At 57.0% G+C, this 21,562-nt stretch carries 18 protein-coding genes; 13 read left to right on the top strand and 5 right to left on the bottom strand.

Translation table 11 applies throughout. From position 1 onward, the window contains the following. Positions 1-31 precede the first annotated feature (31 nt). From JOD69_RS06900 to JOD69_RS06885, 4 genes are all read left to right on the top strand, one after another. Positions 32-646 carry a methylthioribulose 1-phosphate dehydratase gene (locus JOD69_RS06900; RefSeq protein WP_240506964.1) on the top strand — a complete coding sequence of 205 codons (615 nt, stop codon included), beginning with the start codon at positions 32-34 and terminating at the stop codon, positions 644-646. Beyond that, positions 643-1,203 (top strand): cupin, encoded by a 561-nt coding sequence (locus tag JOD69_RS06895; RefSeq protein WP_077730340.1) that lies wholly within the window; start codon positions 643-645, stop codon positions 1,201-1,203. Before JOD69_RS06900 ends, JOD69_RS06895 begins: the two co-directional genes overlap by 4 nt. Further along, positions 1,200-1,880 (top strand): acireductone synthase, encoded by a 681-nt coding sequence (mtnC, locus tag JOD69_RS06890; protein ID WP_086134257.1) that lies wholly within the window; start codon positions 1,200-1,202, stop codon positions 1,878-1,880. The genes JOD69_RS06895 and mtnC overlap by 4 nt, the downstream gene beginning before the upstream one ends. Before the next feature lie 382 nt (positions 1,881-2,262). After that, entirely contained in the window at positions 2,263-2,766 is a 504-nt protein-coding gene (locus JOD69_RS06885) for a DUF882 domain-containing protein (protein WP_240502509.1), read from the top strand. 70 nt (positions 2,767-2,836) lie between these two features. Here the strand turns inward: JOD69_RS06885 and JOD69_RS06880 are convergent, their stop codons facing one another. Beyond that, positions 2,837-4,540 (bottom strand): L,D-transpeptidase family protein, encoded by a 1,704-nt coding sequence (locus JOD69_RS06880; protein WP_086134256.1) that lies wholly within the window; start codon positions 4,538-4,540, stop codon positions 2,837-2,839. Between the two features lie 222 nt (positions 4,541-4,762). Between JOD69_RS06880 and JOD69_RS06875 the strand changes: the two genes are divergently transcribed. From JOD69_RS06875 to lysS, 9 genes are all read left to right on the top strand, one after another. Next, on the top strand, positions 4,763-5,224 hold the full coding sequence (locus tag JOD69_RS06875; protein WP_086134255.1) for an SUF system Fe-S cluster assembly regulator: 462 nt from the start codon (positions 4,763-4,765) through the stop codon (positions 5,222-5,224). A gap of 18 nt (positions 5,225-5,242) precedes the next feature. Beyond that, a complete protein-coding gene (gene sufB / locus JOD69_RS06870) occupies positions 5,243-6,688 on the top strand; it encodes a Fe-S cluster assembly protein SufB (protein ID WP_086134254.1) in 1,446 nt (481 codons plus the stop codon). 47 nt (positions 6,689-6,735) lie between these two features. Continuing rightward, positions 6,736-7,494, top strand: a complete 759-nt coding sequence (gene sufC / locus JOD69_RS06865) for a Fe-S cluster assembly ATPase SufC (RefSeq protein ID WP_077730334.1) — start codon at positions 6,736-6,738, stop codon at positions 7,492-7,494. A gap of 1 nt (position 7,495) precedes the next feature. Next, positions 7,496-8,815, top strand: coding sequence for a Fe-S cluster assembly protein SufD (gene sufD, locus JOD69_RS06860; protein ID WP_086134253.1), 1,320 nt, complete (start codon positions 7,496-7,498; stop codon positions 8,813-8,815). Positions 8,816-8,883: 68 nt separating this feature from the next. Beyond that, complete coding sequence (locus JOD69_RS06855; RefSeq protein ID WP_086134270.1) at positions 8,884-10,125, top strand: cysteine desulfurase; 1,242 nt, start codon at positions 8,884-8,886, stop codon at positions 10,123-10,125. Continuing rightward, entirely contained in the window at positions 10,125-10,580 is a 456-nt protein-coding gene (sufU, locus tag JOD69_RS06850) for a Fe-S cluster assembly sulfur transfer protein SufU (protein WP_077730332.1), read from the top strand. Before JOD69_RS06855 ends, sufU begins: the two co-directional genes overlap by 1 nt. A 15-nt stretch (positions 10,581-10,595) precedes the next feature. After that, a complete protein-coding gene (locus JOD69_RS06845) occupies positions 10,596-10,916 on the top strand; it encodes a non-heme iron oxygenase ferredoxin subunit (protein WP_077730331.1) in 321 nt (106 codons plus the stop codon). A gap of 94 nt (positions 10,917-11,010) precedes the next feature. Then, positions 11,011-12,109 (top strand): peptide chain release factor 2 gene (gene prfB, locus JOD69_RS06840; protein WP_133719003.1). Its coding sequence is split into 2 segments (ribosomal slippage): positions 11,011-11,085 and positions 11,087-12,109, totalling 1,098 coding nucleotides; the frame shifts between segments, so codons are not numbered across the junction. 101 nt (positions 12,110-12,210) lie between these two features. Further along, complete coding sequence (lysS, locus tag JOD69_RS06835) at positions 12,211-13,701, top strand: lysine--tRNA ligase (RefSeq protein WP_077730329.1); 1,491 nt, start codon at positions 12,211-12,213, stop codon at positions 13,699-13,701. Between the two features lie 74 nt (positions 13,702-13,775). Here lysS and JOD69_RS06830 read toward each other — a convergent pair whose 3' ends face one another. The 4 genes from JOD69_RS06830 to JOD69_RS06815 all read right to left on the bottom strand — a co-directional run bounded on the left by JOD69_RS06830 (position 13,776) and on the right by JOD69_RS06815 (position 21,450). Beyond that, the gene (locus tag JOD69_RS06830) at positions 13,776-14,648 is read right to left on the bottom strand and encodes a substrate-binding domain-containing protein (protein ID WP_077730328.1); all 873 of its coding nucleotides are present in this window, start codon (positions 14,646-14,648) and stop codon (positions 13,776-13,778) included. Positions 14,649-14,786: 138 nt separating this feature from the next. Beyond that, positions 14,787-16,652, bottom strand: a complete 1,866-nt coding sequence (locus JOD69_RS06825; RefSeq protein WP_086134251.1) for a methanol/ethanol family PQQ-dependent dehydrogenase — start codon at positions 16,650-16,652, stop codon at positions 14,787-14,789. Positions 16,653-16,947: 295 nt separating this feature from the next. Then, complete coding sequence (gene fdhF / locus JOD69_RS06820; protein ID WP_086134250.1) at positions 16,948-19,725, bottom strand: formate dehydrogenase subunit alpha; 2,778 nt, start codon at positions 19,723-19,725, stop codon at positions 16,948-16,950. A 27-nt stretch (positions 19,726-19,752) separates the two neighbouring features. Beyond that, positions 19,753-21,450, bottom strand: a complete 1,698-nt coding sequence (locus JOD69_RS06815; protein WP_086134269.1) for an NAD(P)H-dependent oxidoreductase subunit E — start codon at positions 21,448-21,450, stop codon at positions 19,753-19,755. Positions 21,451-21,562 lie beyond the last annotated feature (112 nt).

The following is a 21,562-nucleotide window of genomic DNA, read 5'->3' as shown; positions in this document are numbered from 1 at the left end:
GGCGAGCTTTGCTGCACGGCAGACATCATCCATGCACGACGAATTCCAGCAGCGCGCCAGCGAACTGATCGAAGCGGGGCGCTATATTCACGGCAGGGGGTGGGCCCCCGCAACCAGCGGAAACTTTTCCGCCCGGCTCGGCGACGGGCGCATCGCCATCACCGTATCCGGACGCCACAAAGGCGAACTGACCCCCGACGACATCATGCTGATCGATGCCGACGGCCGATCGCTGGACGGAAAAAAACCCTCCGCCGAAACCTTGCTGCATACCTCGATCTATCGCCGCTATCCGGATGTCGGTGCCGTGCTGCACCCGCATACGCCGAGCGCCACCTTGCTTTCGCGATTCTTTCGCGACGAACTAGTGCTGGAGAACTACGAACTGCTGAAAGCCCTGCCGGGAATCGACACGCATGAAACTCGAATCGTTATCCCGATATTCCCCAATGATCAGAACATTCCGCGGCTGGCGCTGAAAGTGGACGAATACATCGAACTCCATGGCAACATCTACGGTTATGTAATCGCAGGTCACGGATTTTATACCTGGGGAGCCTCGGTGAAGGACGCTCTGCGTCATGTCGACGCGCTGGAATTTTTATTTGATATCGAGAGTCGCTTACACGGAGTAAGAACGCCATGAGCTTACTGACCATTCATCCCGAAAATCGGCCGGAAAATGCCGAGGTGATCCGAGAACCGGAAACCATCGCCACGAAGCTTTGGGAAATCGGTGTGCTGTTCGAGCGCTGGACCGCCGACCAGGAACTGTCTCCCGACGCCGATCAGGAGTCCATTATCGCGGCCTATCGTCCATCCATTGATCGGCTGATCGACCGCTACGAATTTCGCTCGGTCGACGTCATCAGCGTACGCCCGGACCATCCGCAGAAGGCGGAACTGCGCACCAAGTTTCTCAGCGAACATACTCACGACGATTTCGAGGTGCGTTTCTTCGTCGATGGAAAAGGCCTCTTTTATCTGCATCCCAACGACAAGGTATACGTGCTGCTGTGCGAGCAAGGCGACCTCATCAGCGTCCCGGCGCATGTCAAGCACTGGTTCGACATGGGCGAGAATCCGAATCTGAAGGCAATCCGCTTATTCACTTCTCCAGAAGGCTGGGTCGCTCGATTCACCGGCGCCAATATTGCCGACACCTTTCCCAAACTCGAACAATTTTTGACCCAGTACGTATGATTAGCGCGATTTTGACTGACATTGAGGGAACTACATCATCGATATCCTTTGTCAAAGATGTATTGTTCCCCTACTCCCGCGAGCGTATGATGAGTTTCGTCGCTCATCATGCCGATAATCCGGATGTAGCGAAGCTGTTCGACGAGGTGCGTTCACTCTGCGGAATGGAGTTGAGCACGGTACAAGTCGCAGAACAGCTGATTCGCTGGATCGATGAGGATCGAAAGTCACCGCCCCTCAAAGCATTGCAGGGGATGATATGGGAAGAGGGATACCGCAAACGGGATTATTGCGGTCACATCTATGAGGACGCCGTGCGCAAGCTAAGGGAATGGAAAGCTCAGGGCATCGATCTCTATGTATTTTCCTCGGGATCCGTCCACGCCCAAAAACTCCTGTTCGGACACACCGAATACGGCGATTTGACGCCGCTGTTTTCCGGTTATTTCGACACTCGGATCGGCCCCAAGCAAGATGCCGATTCCTACCGGGAGATTGCTCGGCAGATTGGCTTGCCGCCCGCCTCCATCCTGTTCCTCTCGGACGTTGAAGGGGAATTGGACGCTGCAAAATCCGCCGGTTTTTTGACGTGCCAGTTGGTTCGTGAAAGCACTGATTCGGGTCGGACTGCCCATGATCGGGCAGCGGATTTTGATGCCATCAATATTTCTTTATGAGAAAAGAAGCATTTAACGACCAGACCGGGACAGTATCGACAGAGCCGCCGAGCTTTGAATCACAGGCACTTAGCGGCTACTCACGAATGGCGCGATTTATGCTTTAAATGAGGAGGTAGTTTTAAAGCTTGATTCCGTAAGGCACGAAAAGTAAAGTTCGCGTTTTTCGGTGGGCGGGTTGCCGTTCACCCGGGCATCGACGAGTTCCCCGCCTCCGCGCATTGGTGGCGGAGAAGGGACTACGGAGAATTCTTCGATGCCTATGCGAAGACCTTATTTAAAAAAGGGAACTTAGCATATGAGCACTAACACAAATTCTCATAATAGGCATCGAATATCCGACGCCAGCATATCCCGGCGAGCATTTTTGACGCGTGCCGGAATGGCTGCTGTCGGAGCTTTGCTTTTACCCTCGACCGATGCGCTTGCGAAAATCTTCAGTAAAGATCGCAAGCTCTCATTTCATAATTTAAATACCGGCGAAGAACTGACGCTCCTTTGTAGCCCGCAACAGTATTACGACCGCCGAACTTTGAGGCAGTTCAACTATTTTCTGCGGGACCATCGTACAGATAGCGTCCATCCGATGGATTCCGGCCTGATCGATTTGCTCTATGCGGTTTCGGTATTCACCGGGAGCCGCGGCACGTTTCAGGTGGTATCGGGATACCGTTCTCCGGAAACGAACCGGATGCTGCGCAAGACCAGCCATGGCGTGGCCGAACACAGCCTGCACATGGAAGGCAAGGCGATCGATATTCGCATGAGCGATATCAGTACGCGCACGATCCAGAAGGCAGCGCTCGCCCTACAACAGGGCGGCGTCGGCTATTACCGCCGCTCCGATTTCGTTCATTTGGATACCGGCAGAGTCCGTTCCTGGTAGCCTTGCCCGATAATAGATTCAGCGCTCCAAATCCGATTTAGAGCGCTTTCTCCGCTCGCTCCCCTCCTCGTCATGAGGGGTAAGGGAAGCCCTTCGCCAGCAGGTCGCTGAGAATCAGGTCGTGGCCGTAGATGTCATCGTAAAAGCTCACGGTGCCTGACTCGTCCGCCAACACCGTCGAATAGAAGATGTAAACCGGTACGGCCTGCTTCAAGGTGACGGTTTTCGGCTTGTCTCTAGTCATGGCCGATTCGATCCGTTCGCGGGTCCATTCACCCTGGTCTGCCAGAATGAATTCCGCCAGAGCAACCGGATCTTCCACTCGGATACAGCCGTGGCTGAAATCGCGCCTGGCTTTCTTGAACAATCCCTTGGACGGTGTGCTGTGCAGATAAATGTTATTGTGGTTAGGGAACGCGAACTTGACCAAACCCAAGGCGTTTTTGGGGCCCGGCTTCTGCCGCAACTTGAGAGTACCAGTCGTCAGCATCTCGATATTTCTGAAGCTTGGCTCATAAACGGGCGCATTCGGCGAGAAATTCGGGACCAGCTCCAGGCTGTTCTTCGCCAAGTATCCGGGGTTACTGAGAATTTGCGGCAGCATTTCCTTGACCGTGATCTTGTACGGCAGATTCCAGTACGGCCGAAAGACGATATACGTCATATCCGAGTGAAAGACGGGCGTATGACGTCCGTCGACGGACTCCCCGACGATGACGTTCATCTGAAGATCGGACGTTCCGAAAGCGGAGCCGTTTCGAAAACCGAACAGCTGGAATGACGGAATGTTGACGACAAGATAGTTGCCGCGGATTTGTTCGGGCAACCAGCGAAGACGCTCCAGCCCGAGCTGAATTTGCCGCAATCGGTCGGCCAGCGGGAAATTAAGCTGATTCAGCGTACCTTTTCCGATAATGCCGTCCGCCGTCAACCCGTGGCGCTGCTGAAAACGCTTGACCGCTTGCGCAAGCTCGGGTCCGTAAACCAGGGAGCCGGCGGAACCCTGTTTGATTTCGTTCAAATCCCCAAGAGCGAGCAACAAATGTCTCAGCGCCGGCACATCCTTATGGCGATCTCCCGGACTGAATTTCGCCGGAAAAGAAAACTGGACCGGGGTCATTTCCTTTGCTAACCGCTGATACTGAGGCAGCGCCGCCTTGAGCCGCTCATAGATAGGAAACTTGGGCTCCAAAGCATCGATCATCGCCGCCGGTTGCTGGCTCTGAGCGATTTTCTGAATCAGATTCGGCAGATCCACCCTCTTGGGCTCGACGTTGAGTCCGTAATCGATGTTATTCGGATTGATGCGCCCGACATACAGATTCGATACGTAACGCATGGCCACGAGGCTCAGAGCCACATCAAAGGAAGCGACTTCCCGCGGATTTGCGGCCGTCGTATCGAACTCGCTCAACCACTTGCCCAACAGCTCGGCGTCATAATCCGCAGCGTTCAACCCTTTGCTGTCCGCCTCCGCCAAGCTCGCCACCAGCGTCTCTGCCTGCGGCGTCGGCCTTCCTTCGTTCAGCCATAAAGGCGTAAGGCCGTTCTGGTAATACAACTGCTCCAGTTGCGCCTTGTAGTCGGGAAACTTGCCCCAGCGCAGCTTGGGATGCGTACCCTCCTTGAGAAGACTTTGTATGTGGACGGCGGGCGTATCCGGGATGAGCTCAGGAGCTTCGGCCTGAACGGCGGACGCAGCAACGGTGCCGAGAGCTAAAACGGTTACAGCAAACTGAAAAAAAATCCCCAAGGTTGGGCAAACTTTGTTCATCTCATTTTTTCCTTGCTGGCAATAAAAGTGCCTTAATGGCGCAATTACGTGCGGGTTCGCAACAGTATAACGCCGAATGATGGCGCCTTGAGCTCCAACATTGTGCAACCGCAATCTGTATATCCTTCGAGGTCCAGGAAACAGCCGGGTTCAACAAAAGCCTACTACTTTACTTGGGATTTATATAGGACTAAAATGGTCCTTAATTAGAAAGGTAGCGCCATGCTTCGCATCAGCAAACTAACCGATTACGCCATCATCGTTTTGGGACATATGGCCGGAGAACCCGAACGCACTTATGCCGCGACCGATTTGGCCGATTCGACCGGAGTCGCGATCCCGACGGTGAGCAAGATTCTGAAGAGTTTGACCAAGGCCGACATCCTCAAATCCACGCGCGGCGCCAAAGGCGGATATCAGTTGACCCGATCGCCGGCCAAGACCAGCGTGGCGACTATCATTTACGCCCTCGAAGGACCGATCGCCTTGACAGAATGCGGCCTCGACCACGATCAGTGCCAGCAGTCGTCGTCATGCCAGATTCGAGGCCATTGGGGCGTTATCAACCGGGCGATCCGAACCGCCCTGGAGTCGGTCAGCCTGGCCGATATGGTCATGCCCTTGACTAAAGCGTCCGAGGAAATCCATATCCCGGTCAGCACCCTTCACTATCAGCCGAGATAAAGGCGCGGAGTAAACATCATGTCTGCGACAGCGAAAACCCTGGATAAACTCATCAAAAAGGACTATGCGCCGGGCTTCGTCACCGACCTGGAGGCGGATACCCTTCCACCCGGCCTCAACGAGGACGTGATACGCGCCATCTCGGCCAAAAAGAACGAGCCCGAGTTCATGCTCGAATGGCGGCTCGAAGCCTACCGTCACTGGCTGAACATGGAAGAGCCGACGTGGGCTTTCGTCCACTATGGACCAGTCGATTATCAGGCCATCAGCTACTACTCGGCGCCAAAGTCCCAGGAACAGCCGAAGAGCCTGGACGAGGTGGACCCGAAGCTGCTGGAAACCTACAACAAGCTCGGCATCCCGCTTTACGAGCAGGAAAGGCTGGCCGGCGTCGCGATCGACGCCGTGTTCGACAGCGTGTCGGTGGCGACGACTTTCAAGGAAAAGCTGGCGGCAGCGGGCGTGATTTTCTGCTCCATGTCGGAAGCGATCCAGAATCATCCCGACCTGGTGCGCCAATACCTCGGCAGCGTAGTGCCGCCCGGCGACAACTTCTTCGCGGCGCTCAATTCGGCAGTGTTCTCCGACGGCTCCTTCGTCTACATCCCGAAAGGCGTGCGCTGCCCGATGGAACTGTCCACCTATTTCCGCATCAACGCCGCGAAAACGGGCCAGTTCGAACGCACCCTCATCATTGCCGAAGATAGCAGCTACGTCAGCTATCTCGAAGGCTGCACCGCTCCGATGCGGGATGAGAACCAACTGCATGCCGCGGTGGTGGAATTGGTGGCCCTGGACAACGCGGAGATCAAATATTCGACGGTGCAGAACTGGTATCCGGGCGACGAAGAAGGCCGCGGCGGCATCTACAACTTCGTCACCAAGCGGGGCGATTGCCGGGGCCGCAAATCCAAGATTTCCTGGACCCAGGTGGAAACCGGGTCTGCCATCACCTGGAAATACCCGAGCTGCATCCTGCGCGGCGACGAATCGGTGGGCGAGTTCTATTCGGTTGCGGTCACCAACCACTGCCAGCAGGCCGACACCGGCACCAAGATGATCCATCTCGGCAAGAACACCAAGAGCACCATCATTTCCAAGGGGATTTCCGCCGGCCGCGCCCAGAACAGCTATCGCGGACTGGTGAAGATTCTGAAAAGCGCCGAGAATGCGCGCAATTACACCCAGTGCGACTCGCTGCTGATCGGCGATCGTTGCGGCGCGCATACCTTCCCCTACATCGAGGTCAAGCAACCCACGGCTCAGGTGGAACACGAAGCCAGCACCTCCAAGATCAGCGAGGACCAGCTGTTCTTCTGCATGCAGCGTGGCCTGTCCGCCGAGGACGCGGTATCGATGATCGTGAACGGCTTCTGCAAGCAAGTGTTCAAGGAGCTGCCCATGGAATTCGCCGTGGAAGCCCAGGCGCTCTTGGGAATCAGTTTGGAAGGCAGCGTAGGCTAGTATCCCGGTCGATCCATCCAACAGAATAAACCTCAGGTAAGTCAGTTATGCTCAAAATCGAGAATCTCCACGTCCGGGTCGACGACAAACCCATCCTCAAAGGCATCAGCCTGGACATCAGGCCCGGCGAGGTCCATGCCATCATGGGACCGAACGGCTCCGGCAAGAGCACGCTGTCCCACGTGCTGGCCGGTCGCGCGGGTTATGAAGTCACCGATGGAACCGTGAGCTATCTCGGTCGGAATCTTCTGGAGATGAAACCCGAGGAGCGCGCCCGTGAAGGCGTTTTTCTCGCCTTTCAATACCCGGTGGAAATCGCCGGCGTCAGCAATATTTATCTCTTGAAGGCCGCCCTGAACGCCATCCGCAAACATCGGGGCCTGAGCGAAGTCGACGCCATGGACTTCCTGAAACTGGTCAAGGAGAAGATCAAGGCAGTAAATCTGGACGAGCAGTTCCTATACCGCGGCGTCAACGAAGGCTTCTCCGGCGGCGAAAAGAAGCGCAACGAAATCCTCCAGATGGCGGTGCTCGAACCGAGCCTGTGCATTCTCGACGAAACCGACTCCGGGCTCGACATCGACGCGCTCAAGCTGGTGGCGGACGGCGTGAATGCCCTGCGTTCGGCGGATCGCTCCTTCATCCTGGTCACCCATTACCAGCGCCTGCTGAACTACATCAAGCCGGATCAGGTTCACGTGCTCGCCCACGGCCGGATCATGAAATCGGGCGATGCCAGCCTGGCGCTGGAACTGGAAAAGAAAGGCTACGGCTGGGTCGATCAACTGACGTCTGCGGGTGCCTGATATGAGCGCGGCTCAGCACTACGTCGAACACTATCGCGAATTGGCATCGAAGCTGCCGGGCGAGCATCTGCCGTGGCTGCGCCGGCTGCGGGAAGAGGCCCAAAGCCGCTTCTCCGCCAGCGGCTTTCCCTCGCCGCGCGAGGAAGAGTGGAAATACACCAATGTCGCCACCCTGGAGAAGAAGCTGTTCGTGCCGACTGTGGGCGCGCCCGCAGGCGCGACGGATACGAACGCTCTGGCGCGGCTCCGTCTGGAAGGTGCGTGGTTGCTGGTCTTCGTCGACGGCGTTTATTCCGCCGAACATTCCGTGACTGCCAACCTTCCCGAGGGCGTAATCGCGACATCTCTGGCCAACGCGCTGGAACAGTATCCCGATCTGATCGAGGGCTTACTCAACCAAGTGGTTCCGGAAGTAGCTCACGGCTTTATCGCCTTCACCACCGCGTATTTCAGAGACGGCGCATTCGTGCACATCCCGGCCGGCAAGGTTCTGGACAGACCCTTGCAGGTGATCCATTTCTCGACACGCCCGGACGGACTGTCTGTGACCCGCAATCTCGTCGCGCTGGAGCAGAATGCCGAAGCCAGCCTCGTTGAAACGTATGCGGGTATCGGAGACTCAAGCTATCTCACGGCCTCGGTCACCGAAATCTCGGTGGGCGAGAATGCGGGATTCGACCATTACAAGCTTCAGAGCGAGACCGCCAAGAGCTATCACTTCGGCGGCATTTACGCGCGAGAGGCGCGCTCGGCCAGACTCCGCCAGCATCATCTTGCTTTCGGGGGCCTTTTGGCTCGTACCGAGATTCACGCTCAATTGGGCCATGCGGCGGGGTGCGAACTGGACGGACTGTTCCTCGCGACCGGACGGCGGCATCTGGACACCCAGACCCTGATCCATCACCGGGCACCCTGCGGCACCAGCCGCGAAACCTACCGCGGCATCGCCGGGGATCGCGCGCGGGGCGTCTTTTCCGGGCGCATCGTCGTTCACCCGGAAGCCCAGAAAACCGACGCCGAAATGAGCAACCGCAACCTGCTCTTGTCGGAAGACGCCGAGATCGACAGCAAGCCGCAGCTGGAAATTCACGCGGACGACGTGAAATGCGCTCACGGCGTGACGGTAGGGCAACTCGATCCGGAGGCCATTTTTTACCTCGAATCGCGCGGCGTGGATGAACCGACGGCGCGCAATATGCTTACCTTCGCCTTTGCCAATGAAATGGTCGAAAAGATACGGTTAAGCAGTCTCAAAAGACTGGTTCAAAGCGAACTGTTGTCTTTTCTGCCGCAATCCGACATCCGAAAGGATTGGCTATGAACAAGGTTTCCGCTTCCCAAGCCGCTATGACGCAGAACGCAGCACATTCCGCTCCAAGCGCGGCCAGCCTGAAAACTCGGCCGAACTCGGTCGGTTATAACGTCGCGAAACTTCGCGAGGACTTTCCGATTCTCCGCCAAACGGTGAACGGTAAACCGCTGGTCTATCTAGATAACGCCGCCACCACGCAAAAGCCCACAGCAGTTATCGATTGCATCCGCCGGGTTTACGAGAACGACTACTCCAATGTTCACCGCGGCGTGCATACCCTGAGCCAGCGCTCGACCGATCTCTTCGAAGGTGCGCGCGAGAAGCTACAGCAGTTTCTCAATGCCAAGCACAGCCACGAAATCGTGTTCGTGCGGGGCACCACCGAAGCCATCAATCTGGTTGCCCAAAGTTTCGGCCGCAGCACCTTGAAAGAAGGCGACGAAATCCTCATCACCGCCATGGAGCATCACTCCAACATCGTCCCCTGGCAGATGCTGTGCGAACAAACCGGCGCAAAGCTGAAGGTCGCTCCGATCGACCGAACCGGCGAACTTCTGCTGGACGAGTTCGAGCAACTCCTGTCGCCGCGCACCCGGCTGGTCTCGGTCTGCCACATGTCCAATGCGCTGGGAACGATCAACCCGGTCAAAGCCATCATCGAATTGGCCCATAGTCGAGAGATTCCGGTGCTTCTCGACGGCGCGCAGGCGGCGCCTCACATGGTGGTGGACGTCCAGGACCTGGACTGCGATTTCTACGCCCTGTCCGGGCACAAGCTGTACGGTCCGACCGGCATCGGCATTCTCTACGGCAAGGAAAAATGGCTCGAGGCCATGCCGCCTTACCAAGGCGGCGGCGACATGATCCGCCGCGTCACTTTCGAGAGAACCGAGTACAACGCCCTGCCCTTCAAATTCGAAGCGGGCACGCCGAACATCGTGGACGCGATTGCCCTGGGCACGGCGGTGGAATATCTCGAGACCATAGGCATGGATGCCATCGCCGAGTACGAGAACCAGTTGTTGCAGTACGCCACGGAACGAGCCCTCGAAATTCCGCAATTGACTATCGTCGGCACCGCAGAACGGAAAGGCGCCATCCTGTCGTTTACGCTGGAGCGCATACACCCCCACGACATCGGCACGATTCTGGATCACCTCGGCATCGCCATCCGGGCAGGACACCATTGCGCCATGCCGGTGATGGACTTCTTCGGCGTGCCCGCGACCGCCCGCGCCTCCTTCGGGCTCTACAATACCTTCGAGGAAATCGATATCCTGGTGGACGGTATTCGCAAAGTCATCGAGGTGTTCGGCTAATGCTGGATCAGATCAGGGATCTCTATCAGGAAGTCGTATTCGACCATAACCGCAACCCGCGCAATTTCCGGGTGATGGAAGACGCCAACCGCAAGATCGAGGGGTTCAACCCCTTGTGCGGCGACAAGATCACGCTTTACGTCAAAGTCAACGCCGGCGTAATCGAGGACGTGAGCTTCCAAGGCTCGGGCTGCGCCATTTCGACGGCCTCGGCCTCGCTCATGACCGAAATCGTCAAAGGCCACACCGAGGACGAGGCCCAGCACTTGTTCGATCTGTTCCATCGCATCACCACCGGCAAGAACGACGACGCCGTGAACCTGGAAGAAATCGGCAAACTGGCGGTCCTGTCGGGCGTACGCGCCTACCCGGCCCGGGTGAAATGCGCCACCCTGGCCTGGCATTCGTTGCAAGCGGCTCTCAAGAACGAAGCCGACACCGTCAGTACCGAATAAAGAGAGAGTCGTTTCATGTCCGACTGGATCGATGTCGCCCGTGAAGGCAGTCTTCAAAACGGCGAGCATGTCGTCGTGGATGTCGACGGAACCGACGTCGCCGTATTCATGATCGACGGCGAGTATTATGCCGTCGAGGATGTCTGTACCCACGATGGCGCCGAGATCGCGAGCGGCCGGCTGGAAGGCTGCGAAATCGTCTGCCCTCGCCATGGCGCCCGCTTCTGCCTAAAGACCGGCAAAGTCCTCAAGCCCCCGGCCTATGAGGACCTCCCGTGCTTTCCGGTCCGCATCGCAAACGGCATGATTCAGGTGCGCGACGAGCGCTGGGACTGATGCCGAGTTGAGCCGCACGCTTCCGCTCGTTTTTCTTCTCGCTCATCTGTAGTACTATCGCGGTTTTTTCGCCGGATACTGAAAACCATTCACCATGCGCGAACTCAATCCCCTCTACAACCAAATCAAAGACTTGAAGAGCCGCCAGGCAGCTCTTAGGGGGTACCTTTGACTTCGATACCAAACGGGAGCGGCTGGACGAAGTTTTAAAGGAACTGGAAGACCCAAAGATCTGGGACGACCCCGAAAGGGCCCAAAATCTGGGACGCGAGCGCACGCAGCTCGAGTCGGTCGTCAACAACCTGGTCAGCATCGAGCAGGGCGTGAACGACGCCGAGGAACTCCTCGAACTGGCGGTGGAAGAAGACGACGAAGCAACCGTGGACACCGTGGCTGCCGATCTCGAACGCTTCGAAAAGCTGGTAGCCGATCTCGAGTTCCGGCGCATGTTCGCCGGCGAAATGGACCCGAACAATGCCTTCCTCGACATTCAGGCGGGGTCCGGCGGCACCGAGGCCCAGGACTGGGCGGAAATGCTGGAACGCATGTATCTTCGCTGGGGCGAACGCCGCGGCTTCAAGACCGAACTGATCGAAGAGTCGCCCGGTGACGTTGCCGGCATCAAGAGCGCTACCATCCGCTTCGAGGGCGAATATGCCTACGGCTGGCTGCGAACCGAAACCGGCGTGCACCGTCTGGTCCGAAAATCACCGTTCGACTCCGGCAATCGTCGGCATACCTCGTTCTCCTCGGTATTCGTTTCGCCCGAAGTGGACGACACGATCGATATCGAAATCAATCCGGCCGATCTCCGCACCGACGTATACCGGGCCAGCGGCGCCGGCGGACAGCACGTCAACCGAACCGAATCCGCCGTGCGCATCACGCACGTTCCCAGCGGCATCGTGGTACAGTGCCAGACCGAACGGTCCCAGCACGCCAACCGCGACCGGTGCATGAAACAGCTTCGGGCGAAGCTCTACGAGATGGAGATGCTGAAGCGCAACGCGGAAAAGCAAAAACTGGAAGATTCCAAGTCCGACATCGGCTGGGGCAGCCAGATTCGCTCGTACGTACTGGACCAATCAAGGATCAAGGATTTGCGCACCGGGGTCGAAACCGGCAACCCGCAAGCCGTGCTGGACGGCGATCTGGACATGTTCATCGAAGCCAGCTTGAAAAGCGGCCTGTGAGGCTTAAAGGCGGTCGGAGTATGCCCGGCCCGCCGCAAACAGCCTGGTTTACTCCGCTCAAGCGGAGCTTTCCCTGAAACATTTTCGTAACAAGAAACGGTATGACCGAACAACTCGACGAAAACAAACTCATCGCTCAGAGGCGGGAAAAACTGACTGAATTGCGTCGGAGCGGCATTGCCTTCCCCAACGATTTCCGGCGCAACACACTGGTACAGGCACTTCATGACCAATACGGGGACGAGGATGGCGCCACCCTCGAAACGCGCAACATCCGGGTGAAAGCCGCCGGGCGACTCATGGGTAAGCGACTGATGGGCAAGGCGAGCTTTGCCCATATTCAGGACATGTCCGGCCGCATTCAGATTTTCCTGCAGAAGGATGCCCTGCCGGAAGGCGAATATGAAGCCTTCAAGCACTGGGACATCGGCGATATCATCGGCGTCGAGGGAACGGCGTTTCGAACCAAGACCGGCGAGCTGTCCATACGAGCCACGGGCATTCGCCTTCTTACCAAATCACTGCGCCCCTTGCCGGAGAAATTTCACGGCCTAACGGACGAAGAAACCCGCCACCGGCAGCGCTATGTCGACCTCGTCATGAATGAGGATTCGCGGCGAGTGTTCAAGATGCGCAGCACCATCGTTCAGTTTATTCGGCAGTTTCTGCTCGAGCGGGACTTCCTCGAAGTGGAAACCCCGATGATGCAAGTGATTCCGGGAGGAGCTCGGGCCAAGCCGTTCATCACCCATCACAACGCGCTCGATATGGATTTGTATCTTCGTATCGCGCCGGAGCTTTACCTGAAGCGCCTCGTCGTCGGCGGGTTCGAAAAGGTTTTCGAGATCAACCGCAGCTTCCGCAACGAAGGATTGTCCACCAAGCACAATCCGGAGTTCACGATGCTGGAGTTCTATCAGGCCTATGCAGACTACCGGGACTTGATGGACTTGTCCGAGGAAATGCTGCGCGGCCTAGCCGTTAAGCTCTTCGGAAGCGCCACCGTCGTACACGAGAGTCAAAGTTACGATTTGGCGCAGCCGTTCGAACGGCTGACCGTACTCGAATCGATTCTTCGCTACAATCCGGACCTGACGGCTGAGGATCTCGCCGATCGCGATCGGGCGGCCCAAGTTGCGGAGCGCCTGGGTTATCTCGTCACCCCGGGCGATGGTCTAGGCAAACTCCAGACCGAGATTTTCGAGAAAACCGTAGAGCATCGACTGATGGGTCCGGTATTCATCACGGAATATCCCACCGAAACATCGCCCCTGGCCCGCCGCAACGATCAGAATGCATTCGTGACCGATCGATTCGAGCTGTTCATCGGAGGACGGGAAATCGCCAATGGCTTCTCGGAGCTGAACGACCCGGAAGATCAAGCGGAGCGGTTCAAAAAACAGGTTGCAGACAAGGATGCCGGGGACGAAGAAGCGATGCACTACGATGCGGACTATATCCGCGCTTTGGAATACGGGCTGCCGCCGACCGCGGGCGAGGGCATCGGCATAGACCGGTTAGTAATGTTCTTCACCGATTCGCCCTCGATCCGCGACGTCATTCTCTTCCCGCACATGCGGCGAGAAAGCTGAAAAACCCCGGTTTACCGGAACCGTCATAACGAGGCAGGGGCAAGGCTTCACCGCCCTGCCCCTCCCGCCATATCTTATTTTTTTCTTTTATTTGCCGCTTCGATCAGGTTTCCATTCTGATCGACCAAGGGCACGCGATACTCGTGTAGTAACGCTTCGATCTTCTTCGCGTTTCGTTCGATCAAAGAGTTCAACTCCTCTTTCCGCTCCTTGTCGGGAAAGCGGACGGCCATCGAGATAGGGAAGTCGAATTTGACCGACTCTTCCGACTTCATGGGTATCATCCCGAAAGCCCCGGGTTTCCCTTGAGTGACGAGGTAACCGGCGATCGGCCCCCAAACGATGACCATATCGATTTTCCCTTCAGAGAAATCCTTCGCAAGAATCTGAGCGGTATTGACCGACGCATCTCCCGACATGCTTTGATAAGGTATCCCTTGATCGGCGAGTTGATGATTGAATAGCCAGGTTGTGCCTGGCGCTCCATCGAACATGGCGATGCGCAGCTTGCTCTTCCGTTCGTCCGGAAGACGTTCAAGATCTTCGGGCGATTTGATGTCGTCCCAGCCGCGATTTTTCCGGTAAACCAAGGCATACGTCGAACGGTAATAAGGCTTGGTGGTCGCGGCGAGCTCATATCCGGTAGGCACGCCCATCACCACGTCGCACTTGTATTCGTCGGAGTCCGGCAATTGCGCTTTTAAAGTATTCCGAATGAAGCCGATCCGCTGCGGGAACCAGGTGTATTCGACTTTTTTTCCCAACTCCTTAGCGAACAGCTCGGCAATTTTGTTCTCGAAACCATGACCGTTCTTATCTGAGAAAGGTGGATTGTTCGGGTCTGCGCAAACCTTGAAAGCATCTTTATCCGCTTGAGCCACGGAAAAAGGCATCAACAATGACGCCAAAAGCACCACTGCCCGACGGGTATCGCACCTAACGGTCATGAAGGACTCCTTTATAGCTTGAACAAACGTCTTTAAGACCAAGAGTAAACGTAAAAATTCGGCATTCAAAACCACTACAAAAAGAACGCCCCGGCTGACGAATCAGCCAGGGCGTACTATACAACTAACGCTTTAGATTTATTTGTTAGGCAGAGCGAATACGGTGAATACACCGCCCAGTTTGGTGTAGTTACTGAGGCTACGGTATGCGCCTACAGCACCCAACCCTTCGCTTTCGCCTTCGAGGCCAGCGGCCATACCGATACCGGCCCAGCCACCGAGACCCGACATAACGCCAACATACTGCTTGCCTTTGTAGCTCCAGGTGTTGACGTTGCCGATGATGCCCGACGGGGTCTTGAACTTGTAAAGTTCTTGGCCGGTCTTGGCGTCAACCGCTTTCAAGTAGCCTTCCAAGGTGCCGTAGAACACGACATCGCCAGCGGTTGCAACCGCGCCACTCCATACGGAGAACGGTTCGTCCTTAGCCCAAACGATCTTGCCGGTCGTCGGATCCCAGGCGGTGAATACGCCGAGGTTATGCGAACCGTTCTTCTCGCCGGTCTTGGCGTCAACACCGGCCGGGAACATGGTGAGAGTCGCGCCGACGTACGGCTGACCTGCCGTGTACTCGACTTCGAAAGGCTCGTAGTTCATGCACACGTGGTTGCCCGGAATATAGACCAAATTGGTCCGGGGCGAGAACGCGATCGGCTGCTGGTCCTTGCTACCCAGAGCGGCCGGGCAGATCCCTGTGGTGTTGTGGTCGGGACCGCCCTTGTGCGTGCTGTATTGGTCGACCACCTGCGGACGGCCGGTCTTCATGTCGACGTGGCTGGCCCAGTTGACGGCCTTGTCGAATTTCTCGGCAACCAGAAGCTCGCCGGTTTCACGGTCGAGCGTATAGCCGAAACCGTTACGATCGAAGTGGACGATCAACTTGTCGTGCTCCTTGCCGTTCTTGTCGGTCATTTTCAGATCGATCAAGGGCGTCTCATTGATGCCGTCATAGTCCCATTCGTCGTGCGGGGTCATCTGATAAACCCACTTGGCCACGCCGGTATCCGCATCGCGAGCCCAGAGGGTCATCGACCATTTGTTGTCGCCGGGACGCTGACTCGGATTCCAGGTACCGGGGTTGCCGGAGCCGTAGTAGACCAGATTGAGTTTCGGATCGTAGCTGTACCAGCCCCAGGTGGTGCCACCGCCGAGCTTCCACTGATCGCCTTCCCAGGTTTTCACGCTGGAGTCCTTGCCGACCGGCGCCATTTTGCCGTCGGTCCAGGTCATGGTCTTTTCCGGATCGACCTTGATGTCGGAATCCGGACCCATGCTGTAGGCTTTCCAAGCCAAGGTGCCGTCTTTGATGTTGTAAGCCGCGAGGAAACCGCGCACACCAAACTCGCCGCCGGCGATACCGGTGATGACCTTATCCTTTACCACCAGCGGAGCGTTGGTGCTGGTCATGCCGAGCTTGGGTTCGCCGTTCTTGGTCTTCCACACCACTTTGCCGGTCTTGGCGTCCAAGGCAACCAGCGTAGCGTCACCCTGAGCCAGGAAGATCTTGCCGTCGCCGTACGCGAGACCACGGTTTACCACGTCGCAGCACATGACCGAGATAACCTGGTTGGGATCGACGTCCTTATCGGGTGAGTAAGAGTACTCCCAGATTACGGACTGAGTGCCTTGATCCAGCGCATAAACCTTGTGCGGGTAAGGCGTCTGAATATAGATCACATCATTGATGACGAGAGGGCCACCTTCGTGACCACGCAGCATGCCGGTCGAGAAAGTCCAGACAGGCTGAAGATCCTTTACGTTCTTATTATTGATCTGGTCCAGCGCGCTGTAGCGCATGCCATAGTAATCCCCGCCCCAACTCGCGAAGTTCTTGGGGTCCTTCGTGAGGGCTTCGACTTCGGTATTGGCTTGGGAAATCCCCGTGGCTGCCAGCAACGATGCGACCGACGTTGCGACCAGCCAACTTTTCACGGGTTTTTTCATCTCTTTTCCTCCTCGTATTCTGTATACACAGAGTACGTTTTGTTAACGATAAGTTACCCTAAAAACAATAGGACGGATTTTATGTTGCGTAAGGAAACATTCCCTAAGGTACTCGTGGAAATTCCCCGACAAGCCCGTCTGCGTGCGTAAGTTGAAGTATTTCGGATTAAAAGTCAATAATGCAAGAACTGCTGCGAAGCCCGGCACAGCACGGTTAGACGGGTTTTTTGGGCAACACGCAAGAAAGCCCTGACGACAAATCCGCCGTCAGGGCTGCCCTAGATCAATCTATCGATTAACTGATCCGTTCGGACAACTTGCCGCCGGGTGTAACTTTGACGGCGCAGAACTTGAATTCAGGTATTTTACCGTAGGGATCCAACGCCTCGTTGGTGATCAGATTGGCCGAGGCTTCGTTGTAACAGAAGGCCATGAATAAGCTTCCCGGCTGCAACCCAGTATCGACCCTCGCATAGGCGGAGATCTTGCCGCGCCTCGATTCGATGGTAATCAATTCGCCCGGCTTGCCGCCCAAGGCTTCCAAGTCGAGCGGATGAATCGAGACAACCGGATCGGGCTCGATCGCATCCAGAACGCTCGCATGCCGGGTCATACTGCCGGTATGCCAGTGCTCGAGCTGCCGGCCGGTAATGAAGACAAACGGATAGTCATTGTCGGGCAGTTCGTTCGCGCGGCTGAATACCGCAGGAACGAACAATCCCTTGCCGCCCTTGCGCGGAAACTCATCCACAAAAATGACCGGTTCACCGGGATCACCCTCTTGCTCGCACGGGTAGATGACGGAGTCGTCCCGCTCCAGCCGGTCCCAGGTAATACCGGCGATGCTGCCCATCGCCTGGCGCATTTCGTTGAACACATCCTTAGGGCCGGAGTAATTCCAGTCCAACCCCATACGCCGCGCGATTTCCTGAATGATCCACCAGTCCTGTCGAGCGTCGCCCGGCGGGTCGATGGCTTGCCGTCCCAACTGAACACGGCGATCCGTATTGGTAAAGGTCCCGGTCTTTTCTGGGAAAGCCGAGGCCGGCAGAATCACGTCGGCGAAGCCGGCCGTTTCGGTCAGGAAGATGTCCTGCACCACGCAGTGCTCCAGCATCGCCAAGGCTTCGCGGGCGTGGTTCTGATTGGGATCGGACATGGCCGGGTTTTCACCCTCGATATAGAGACCGTTCAGCTTGCCATCATGGATGGCATGGATGATTTCGACCACGGTAAGGCCTGGCTTGGGGTCGAGTTGAGTACTCCACAGCTTTTCGAACTTTGCGCGGACTTCGGCATCGCCGACCGGCTGATAATCCGGATAGACCATGGGGATAAGCCCCACATCGGACGCACCCTGCACGTTGTTTTGTCCGCGCAGCGGATGCAAACCGGTGCCCGGACGGCCGATCTGGCCGGTCATCAGAGCGAGAGAGATCAAGCAACGGGCATTGTCGGTACCGTGGACGTGCTGGGACACCCCCATTCCCCAGAGGATCATCGCCGCCTTGGACTTGGCATAAAGACGAGCCACCTCCTTGATGGTTTCCGCTGGGATGCCGCACACGGGAGCCATCAGGTCAGGATTGTAGTCCTTCAGGTGCTCTCTCAGCTGTTCGAAGCCTTCGGTGTGCTTTCGGATGTATTCCTCGTTGTATAGGCCTTCCGCAACGATGGTATGCATGATCGCGTTGAGCAAGGCCACGTCGGTATCCGGACGGAACTGCAGCGAATAGGTCGCGAAGCGACAAATTTCCGTGCGGATCGGATCCATCACGATGAGCTTGGTGCCGTTCCGCACCGCATTCTTGAACCACGTGGCCGCAACCGGGTGATTGACCGTGGGATTGGACCCGATGAGGACGATGACCTCGGCCTTCGCGACATCTTCCACCGGATTCGATACCGCGCCGGAACCGATGCACTCCAGCAAAGCCGCAACCGACGAGGCATGACACAAGCGGGTGCAATGATCGACGTTATTGGTGCCGAAGCCGGTACGCACCAGTTTCTGGAACAAATAAGCCTCTTCGTTGCTGCCTTTGGCCGAGCCAAAGCCGGCCAAAGCTTGGGGGCCCTTCTCGTCACGAATCTTGCGGAGTCCGGAAGCGGCGAAATCCAGTGCTTCCTCCCAGGTCGCCTCACGGAAGACCTGCTCGATGTCCTTAGGATCGAGCAGTTCCGTGGTCTTCGCCACGCCTTCCTTGCGGATCAGAGGCTTGGTCAGGCGCAAGGGATTGTGGACGTAATCGAAACCGAACCGACCCTTGACGCAGAGACGGCTGTGATTGGTATCGCCGTCGCGTCCATCGACGTAAAGGATCTTGTTGTCCTTGACGTTGAAGGTCAGAAGACACCCGACGCCGCAGTAAGGGCAGGTGGAATCGATCTTCTTGTCGGGTTCGACCAGGCCGACATTCTTGGACGGCATCAAGGCACCGGTCGGGCACGCCTGCACGCATTCACCGCAGGCCACGCAGGTACTCTCGCCCATCGGGTCGTCCTGATCGAAAACGATCTTGGAGTGATGCCCGCGGAACGCGTAGCCGATCACGTCATTCATCTGCTCTTCGCGGCAGGCCCGCACGCAACGCGTGCACTGGATGCAGGCGTCCAGATTCACGGCGATGGCGGGGTGCGAAAAATCGGGAGCCGGCTGCCCTCGACCGGGGAATCGAGGGTTCCCGACCTCCAGCTTGTCTGCCCAGAAATCCAGCTCGGAATGAGGGTTATAAGGCGATTTGCCTTGCTCCGGCATATCGGAGAGCAGAAGCTCCAGCACCAGCTTTTGAGAAGTGCGAGCCCTCTCGCTCGTGCTCGATACATCCATCCCTTCCTGCGGATAACGGCAACAGGACGGCGCCAGGACACGTTCGCCCTTGATCTCCACCACGCAGGCGCGACAATTGCCGTCCGGCCGGTAGCCGTCTTTGTAACACAGATGCGGGATCTCCTTACCCTGCCGCTTGGCCGCCTGAAGGATAGTTTCGCCTTCGAAAGCCTGAATGTCTTCGCCGTCGAGCTTGAATCCGACGGTCTTCGCTGTCTTTAAATCTTTGGGATTGGCAACCATATCTCGTTCCTACGGATTTCAGCTCGCTTACTTTTCAAGCTCTTGGGGGAAATACTTGAACACGCACTGCAAGGGATTTGCCGCCGCCTGACCAAGGCCGCAGATGGATGCATCGGTCATCACCTTGGAGATGTCGTCCAGCAAGGGCTTGTCCCATTGGTCCTTTTGCATGAGCCTGACCGCCTTGCCGGTACCGACCCGGCAAGGCGTGCATTGACCGCACGATTCTTCCTCGAAAAACTTCATGGCGTTGATCGCCATCGCCTTGGCGCTGTCCTGGTTGGACAGGATGACGACGGCAGCGGAGCCGATAAAACAGCCGTACTGATTCAAGGTGTCGAAATCCAGCGGAATATCGCCCATGGATGCCGGCAGAATTCCGCCGGAAGCGCCGCCGGGGAAGTAGCCGTAGAACTCGTGTCCCGGCAGCATGCCGCCGCAGTATTCGTCGATCAGCTCGCGCACGGTGATACCGGCGGGGGCCAGATGAACCCCCGGTTTCTGCACGCGCCCGCTGACCGAGAACGAACGCAATCCTTTACGGCCGTGCCGCCCGAACGAAGAGAACCACTCGGGTCCCTTCTCCAGAATGTCGCGCACCCAGAACACCGTCTCCATGTTGTGCTCCAGCGTGGGACGGCCGAACAAACCGACTTCGGCAACGAAGGGAGGGCGGAGCCGCGGCATGCCGCGCTTGCCCTCGATGGATTCGATCATTGCCGACTCCTCGCCACAGATGTAGGCGCCGGCCCCCCGCCGTAGATGAATCGGCGGAATCAGGTGTGTTGCGGAAGGCGGATTGCTCTGCAGCTTGGCCAGTTCTTCGGTAAGAATCTTGCGGCAGGCGGCATACTCGTCGCGAAGATAGATATAGATCTCGCTGATGTCGACCGCCCACGCGGCGATCAGCATACCTTCGAGAAAACGGTGAGGATCGCTTTCCAGGTAATGGCGATCCTTGAAAGTGCCCGGCTCGCCCTCGTCGATGTTCACTGCCATGAGCCTCGGCCCCGGATAGCTACTGACGATCCGCCACTTGCGTCCCGCCGGAAAACCGGCGCCGCCAAGACCGCGCAAACCGGAATGCTCCATGGCATTAATCGCCCACTCGCGGTTGCGCTTGCCTTCGATGCATGCCTTCAGGGTTTGGTATCCGCCCTGAGCGATATACTGGGAATAATCGATGTAAGCCGGGACCTCGGCTTCGACCGCCCTGCTGACAACCGCCTGCTGTACTGTTTCTTCGTTGGCATTATCGATCGGATTTTGCCCCACCACGGCAACCGGCGCATGCTGGCAACGTCCGACGCATGGTGCCGGAATCACGCGGACCCCTTCTCCCAGCCCTTTTTGAAGTGCTTCCAGCAACGGCTTGGCGCCGGCCATTTCACAGGAAACCGACTCGCAAACGCGCACCGTCAAGGGCGGAGGAGGCGTCTCGTTCTCTTTGACCACATCGAAATGATGGTAGAAGGTAGCGACCTCATACACCTCGACTGGAGAAAGCTTCATCTCATGGGCCAAGGCAACGACATGTTTTGCGGAAATATACTTGTAGGCATCCTGAATCTTATGCAGATGCTCGATCAGCAAATCCCGGCGACGCGGCGCTTCGCCGAGCAAGGCACGAATCTCCTCCAAGGCCTTGAGGTCGATCGGGCGCCCCTTGGGCGCCATCCTCTTATTTTTCTTGACTTTCTTAAAAGCAACCGGAGCTGTGGTCATACGGTGCATACCTTTAATATAGTACTTCGGAAACAGCCGTTCTCGGGCCCAGCGCCCTCAACATCGGCAGAAACAACGCGTTCTAGCGGGTAGTCGAATCGGTGTACGCGAC

The organism is Methylocaldum sp. RMAD-M, assembly GCF_017832375.1.
Taxonomy (GTDB): domain Bacteria; phylum Pseudomonadota; class Gammaproteobacteria; order Methylococcales; family Methylococcaceae; genus Methylocaldum.
This window is presented reverse-complemented; position numbering and strand designations above follow the sequence as displayed.

What these genes read in the sequence shown, in the direction of transcription:
- JOD69_RS06900 (WP_240506964.1), top strand. Translation starts at nt 32, where the DNA reads ATGCACGACGAATTCCAGCAGCGCGCCAGCGAACTGATCGAAGCGGGG.
- JOD69_RS06895 (WP_077730340.1), top strand. Translation starts at nt 643, where the DNA reads ATGAGCTTACTGACCATTCATCCCGAAAATCGGCCGGAAAATGCCGAG.
- mtnC (WP_086134257.1), top strand. Translation starts at nt 1,200, where the DNA reads ATGATTAGCGCGATTTTGACTGACATTGAGGGAACTACATCATCGATA.
- JOD69_RS06885 (WP_240502509.1), top strand. Translation starts at nt 2,263, where the DNA reads ATGGCTGCTGTCGGAGCTTTGCTTTTACCCTCGACCGATGCGCTTGCG.
- JOD69_RS06880 (WP_086134256.1), bottom strand. Translation starts at nt 4,540, where the DNA reads ATGAACAAAGTTTGCCCAACCTTGGGGATTTTTTTTCAGTTTGCTGTA.
- JOD69_RS06875 (WP_086134255.1), top strand. Translation starts at nt 4,763, where the DNA reads ATGCTTCGCATCAGCAAACTAACCGATTACGCCATCATCGTTTTGGGA.
- sufB (WP_086134254.1), top strand. Translation starts at nt 5,243, where the DNA reads ATGTCTGCGACAGCGAAAACCCTGGATAAACTCATCAAAAAGGACTAT.
- sufC (WP_077730334.1), top strand. Translation starts at nt 6,736, where the DNA reads ATGCTCAAAATCGAGAATCTCCACGTCCGGGTCGACGACAAACCCATC.
- sufD (WP_086134253.1), top strand. Translation starts at nt 7,496, where the DNA reads ATGAGCGCGGCTCAGCACTACGTCGAACACTATCGCGAATTGGCATCG.
- sufU (WP_077730332.1), top strand. Translation starts at nt 10,125, where the DNA reads ATGCTGGATCAGATCAGGGATCTCTATCAGGAAGTCGTATTCGACCAT.
- JOD69_RS06845 (WP_077730331.1), top strand. Translation starts at nt 10,596, where the DNA reads ATGTCCGACTGGATCGATGTCGCCCGTGAAGGCAGTCTTCAAAACGGC.
- lysS (WP_077730329.1), top strand. Translation starts at nt 12,211, where the DNA reads ATGACCGAACAACTCGACGAAAACAAACTCATCGCTCAGAGGCGGGAA.
- JOD69_RS06830 (WP_077730328.1), bottom strand. Translation starts at nt 14,648, where the DNA reads ATGACCGTTAGGTGCGATACCCGTCGGGCAGTGGTGCTTTTGGCGTCA.
- JOD69_RS06825 (WP_086134251.1), bottom strand. Translation starts at nt 16,652, where the DNA reads ATGAAAAAACCCGTGAAAAGTTGGCTGGTCGCAACGTCGGTCGCATCG.
- fdhF (WP_086134250.1), bottom strand. Translation starts at nt 19,725, where the DNA reads ATGGTTGCCAATCCCAAAGATTTAAAGACAGCGAAGACCGTCGGATTC.
- JOD69_RS06815 (WP_086134269.1), bottom strand. Translation starts at nt 21,450, where the DNA reads ATGACCACAGCTCCGGTTGCTTTTAAGAAAGTCAAGAAAAATAAGAGG.